Source organism: Collinsella sp. SGI.178, from assembly GCF_050313495.1.
Taxonomy (GTDB): Bacteria; Actinomycetota; Coriobacteriia; order Coriobacteriales; family Coriobacteriaceae; genus Collinsella.
In genome coordinates this window covers 1-5,356 of the sequence record NZ_JBNPLM010000037.1, presented here as the reverse complement: position 1 = coordinate 5,356, position 5,356 = coordinate 1, and the positions used below count along the sequence as shown (strand labels likewise).

3 rRNA genes are annotated in these 5,356 nt (G+C 63.6%); all 3 read right to left on the bottom strand.

Features of this window, described 5'->3' with window-relative positions:
- Positions 1 to 83, bottom strand: a 5S ribosomal RNA gene (gene rrf, locus ACQRAQ_RS08415); the annotation flags it as partial.
- Between the two features lie 149 nt (positions 84 to 232).
- Positions 233 to 3,208, bottom strand: a 23S ribosomal RNA gene (locus ACQRAQ_RS08410).
- A gap of 397 nt (positions 3,209 to 3,605) precedes the next feature.
- A 16S ribosomal RNA gene (locus ACQRAQ_RS08405) occupies positions 3,606 to 5,111 on the bottom strand.
- Positions 5,112 to 5,356 lie beyond the last annotated feature (245 nt).

The following is a 5,356-nucleotide window of genomic DNA, read 5'->3' as shown; positions in this document are numbered from 1 at the left end:
CCCGCAGTACTCTCGGCGCGATGGGGCTTAGCTTCCGGGTTCGGAACGGGACCGGGCGTGCCCCCCATGCTCTGGCCGCTGACCGGTGGGCGGCGCCCACCGTATCTTCGGTGTCCGGTGTCTCTCTCACGTGCCCTGGGGGCCGCATGGCGTATAGGGGAGGTGACTCGGGGGCATCCTCGTGCCCGGACCGCGCTTTCGAGCGCTGGGTCCCGCGGGCCGCGAGGTGCGGTTCCGGAAGAGCTCGGGCGATTAGTGCGGCTCGGCTGAGGCTGTCGCCAGCCTTGCACCTGCCGTCTATCGACCAGGTAGTCTACCTGGGCCCTTACCGGAAGGAGAACTAATCCCTGGAACGGCTTCCCGCTTAGATGCCTTCAGCGGTTATCCGCGCCGCACGCGGCTACCCGGCCGTGCCGTTGGTCGACAACCGGTTCACCGGAGGTGCGTCCACCCCGGTCCTCTCGTACTGGGGGCAGCCTCCATCGATTCTCCTGCGCCCACGGAGGATAGGGACCGAACTGTCTCACGACGTTCTGAACCCAGCTCGCGTACCGCTTTAAACGGCGAACAGCCGTACCCTTGGGACCTGCTCCAGCCCCAGGATGCGATGAGCCGACATCGAGGTGCCAAACCTTGCCGTCGATGTGGACTCTTGGGCAAGATCAGCCTGTTATCCCCGGAGTACCTTTTATCCGTTGAGCGACGGCCCACCCACTCGGGGCCGCCGGATCACTAGAGCCTGCTTTCGCACCTGCTCGGCTTGTGGGCCTCGCAGTCAAGCCCGCTTGTACTCTTGCATTCAAAAGGACGGTTGCCGACCGTCCCGAGCGGACCTTCGCGCGCCTCCGTTACCCTTTAGGAGGCGACCGCCCCAGTCAAACTGCCCGCCTGGCACGGTCCCCGAGCCGGTTGACGGCCTCGGGTTAGGACGCCGGTCGCGCGAGGGCAGTATTCCAAGGGCGGCTCCCCGGGGGCTGGCGCCTCCGGATCTTCGCCTCCTGCCTATCCTCTACACGCGGGACCAGCGGCCAATGCCAAGCTGCAGTGAAGGTTCACGGGGTCTTTCCGTCCTTCCGCGGGTAAGTCGCATCTTCACGACCAGTGCAATTTCACCGGGTCCATGGTCGAGACAGCGCCCAAGTCGTTGCGCCTTTCGTGCAGGTCGGAACTTACCCGACAAGGAATTTCGCTACCTTAGGACCGTTATAGTTACGGCCGCCGTTTACCGGGGCTTGGCTTCGGGGCTTCGCCGAGACGGCTAACTCCTCCGCGTGACCTTCCGGCACCGGGCAGGCGTCAGACCCTATACGTCGCCTTGCGGCTTCTGCAGAGTCCTGTGTTTTTGGTAAACAGTCGCTTGGGCCTCTCCACTGCGGCCCGCCTCCGCTCCCGGAGCAAGTCCGTTCACGTACGCGCGGGCACCCCTTCTCCCGAAGTTACGGGGCCATTGTGCCGAGTTCCTTGACCATGGTTGACCCGATCGCCTCGGTATGTTCTACCCACCCACCTGTGTCGGTTTGCGGTACGGGCGCGCACGCGCCTGCCTAGGGGTTTTTCTAGGGACCTCGGGCTCACTCGCTTCGCTTAAGTGCTTCGTCCGGAGCCTCGCCCTCGATGCGGACCGGATTTCCCTGGTCCGCGGGCCGCGCTCCATCACGGGGACGTCCAGAACCCCGCCGAGCCACCCCCATCCGTCGCCCCGTCGGTCGTAGCGCCGCGTGCGCGGTGCAGGAATGTCTGCCTGCTGCGCGTCGGCTACGCCTCCCGGCCTCGCCTTAGCCCCCGACTGACCCTGGGAGGATTAGCCTTGCCCAGGAAACCTCGGGTTCACGGCGGACGAGTTACTCTCTCGTCTCTCGCTACTCATGCCAGCATTCTCACTCCCATGCGCTCCACCGTCGGTCGCCCTCCGGCTTCTCCGCCCATGGGAAGCTCCCCTACCGATTCTGTAAATCAAAATCCCGCCGCTTCGGTGTCCAGCTTAGCCCCGTGTATTGTCGGCGCATGTCCACTCGACCAGTGAGCTGTTACGCACTCTTTGAATGCATGGCTGCTTCTAAGCCAACATCCTGGTTGTCTGGGCGGACGCACATCCTTTGCCACTCGGCTGGAACTTGGGGACCTTAGCGGGCGGTCCGGGCTGTTTCCCTCTCGAGCACACAGCTTAGCCCACATGCTCTGACTGCCGCGCTCTGGGCCGCCGGCATTCGGAGTTCGGTTGGATTCGGTAGGCGGCGAAGCCCCCTCGTCCATCCGGTGCTCTACCTCCGGCGGTGAACGCGCGACGCTAGCCCTAAAGCTATTTCGGGGAGAACGAGATATCTCCGGGTTTGATTGGCCTTTCACCCCTATCCGCAGGTCATCGCCGCCGTTTTCAACCGACGTGCGTTCGGCCCTCCACGGGGTCTTACCCCCGCTTCAGCCTGCCCACGGATAGCTCACCCGGCTTCGCGTCCGCGGCGCGGGACTCAAGTCGCCCTGTTAAGGCTCGCTTTCGCTCCGGCTCCCTTTCGGTTAACCTCGCCCCGCGCCAGCGACTCGCTGGCTCATTCTACAAAAGGCACGCCGTCACACCCCGAAGGGTGCTCCGACTGCTCGTGGGCGCACGGTTTCAGGTACTGTTTCACTCCCCTCCCGGGGTGCTTTTCACCTTTCCCTCACGGTACTGGTGCGCTATCGGTCACAGGGTAGTACTCAGGCTTGGATGGTGGTCCACCCAGGTTCGGACCGGGTTTCACGTGCCCGGCCCTACTCAGGGACCGCGTCGCGCCGTCCGGTCTGGGTTCGCGTACGGGGCTGTCACCCGCTGCGGCCGGCCCTCCCATGCCGTTCCGCTCCCCAGCCGGACCTGCGCCCGGGGGCGGCAGCCCCCGGATGCGCGGCCCTGCAACCCCGCCGGCGGAACCCCTGCCGGGTACGCCCGCTCGACGGTTTGGCCATCGGTCCCCTTTCGCTCGCCGCTACTCGGGGAGTCTCGAGATTGATTTCCTCTCCTCCGGGTACTTAGATGTTTCAGTTCCCCGGGTTGTCCTCCCCCCGCCTATGCGTTCAGCGGGGGGATATCCGTACTGCTACGGATGGGTTCGCCCATTCGGAGACCCCCGGGTCGAAGGATGTGTGCTCCTCGCCGGGGATTATCGCAGCTTGCCGCGTCCTTCATCGGCTCCCTGTGCCAAGGCATCCGCCGTGCGCCCGTGGTATCTTGCGGGACCGCTCCGGGCCCGCGGGATATCCACGTGTCGCTAATATAAATTAATCGATATCATGAATAGCGCTCTCATGTCGCAATTCGGGTATCTCATACCGCGGCACAGCGTGTTCCACTGTGCTCGCGATCAGATGCTCCTCACTCATATATGAGTGAATTCCTCTTGTTTGGATCGGATGAATGATTGCTATCATTCTCTATTTAATCGCAGAAAAGAATCGAGTCTGGAAGAGGATACTCTTCCATCTCTCTCCTATCGCTATGCGGCTCTCAAGGTACGCGGGTGCGACCCCGGGGACCGGGTGCTGCGGGGACGTATCCGGGCCAGACATCCACCGGACGGGCTCCTGCCCTCCATTCGAGTTAAGTTGATCTCTCTAAGAATTTATCTCCCTAGAAAGGAGGTGATCCAGCCGCACCTTCCGGTACGGCTACCTTGTTACGACTTCACCCCCCTCACCCTCCACACCTTCGGCGCCTCCCCCCTCTCGGTTGGGCCGGCGACTTCGGGTGCAGACGACTCGGGTGGTGTGACGGGCGGTGTGTACAAGGCCCGGGAACGCATTCACCGCGGCATGCTGATCCGCGATTACTAGCAACTCCGACTTCATGGGGGCGGGTTGCAGCCCCCAATCCGAACTGGGGCCGGCTTTCCGGGATCCGCTCCCCCTCGCGGGGTGGCATCCCTCTGTACCGGCCATTGTAGCACGTGTGCAGCCCAGGGCATAAGGGGCATGATGACTTGACGTCGTCCCCGCCCTCCTCCGCCTTGACGGCGGCGGTCCCGCGTGGGTTCCCGGCATCACCCGATGGCAACACGCGGCGGGGGTTGCGCTCGTTGCGGGACTTAACCCAACATCTCACGACACGAGCTGACGACAGCCATGCACCACCTGTATGGGCTCCTCTCGGCCACGGGGTCTCCCCCGCTTCACCCATATGTCAAGCCCTGGTAAGGTTCTTCGCGTTGCTTCGAATTAAGCCACATGCTCCGCTGCTTGTGCGGGCCCCCGTCAATTCCTTTGAGTTTTAGCCTTGCGGCCGTACTCCCCAGGCGGGACGCTTAATGCGTTGGCTGCGGCACGGGGGGATCGTCCCCCCACACCTAGCGTCCATCGTTTACGGCTGGGACTACCAGGGTATCTAATCCTGTTCGCTCCCCCAGCTTTCGCGCCTCAGCGTCGGTCTCGGCCCAGAGGGCCGCCTTCGCCACCGGTGTTCCACCCGATATCTGCGCATTCCACCGCTACACCGGGTGTTCCACCCTCCCCTACCGGACCCAAGCCGCGGAGGTTCCGGGGGCTTCGGGGGGTTGAGCCCCCCGCTTCGACCCCCGGCCTGCCGGGCCGCCTACGCGCGCTTTACGCCCAATGAATCCGGATAACGCTCGCCCCCTACGTATTACCGCGGCTGCTGGCACGTAGTTAGCCGGGGCTTCTTCTGCAGGTACAGTCTCGTCTCTTCCCTGCTGAAAGCGGTTTACGACCCGAAGGCCTCCGTCCCGCACGCGGCGTCGCTGCGTCAGGGTTGCCCCCATTGCGCAAGATTCCCCACTGCTGCCTCCCGTAGGAGTCTGGGCCGTGTCTCAGTCCCAATCTGGCCGGTCGGTCTCTCAACCCGGCTACCCGTTGTCGGCACGGTGGGCCGTCACCCCGCCGTCTACCTGATGGGCCGCGGAGCCATCCCCTCCCGTCGGGGCTTTAGCCCGGGCGCCATGCGGCACCCGGGGGTATCCGGTATTACCCGTCCTTTCGGGCGGCTATCCCGGGGGAGGGGGCAGGTTCTCCACGTGTTACTCAGCCGTTCGCCACTCGCCTCTATCCGAAGATAGGTGCCGTTCGACTTGCATGTGTTAGGCGCGCCGCCAGCGTTCATCCTGAGCCAGGATCGAACTCTCCGTCCAAATATGTTTGGGCCTCGAGCCCGTCCGGTCCTCTCAGTCATTCGCTGATCGGTTCCGTTCGATTCATATGGTTCTGTTTGATAGGAAAAGGAATTTCTCGGGGCCGCCTCTCGGCGGCCTTGCGAAAAACGAATCCAAGTCAGACCATTTCAAATGGTTCGATGTCTGCCCGGATGCGACACATCTGGTGTGTCCATCCTCGCAGTATCCGGTTCTCAAGGTGCACGCCTGCGCCGGTTCCCGGT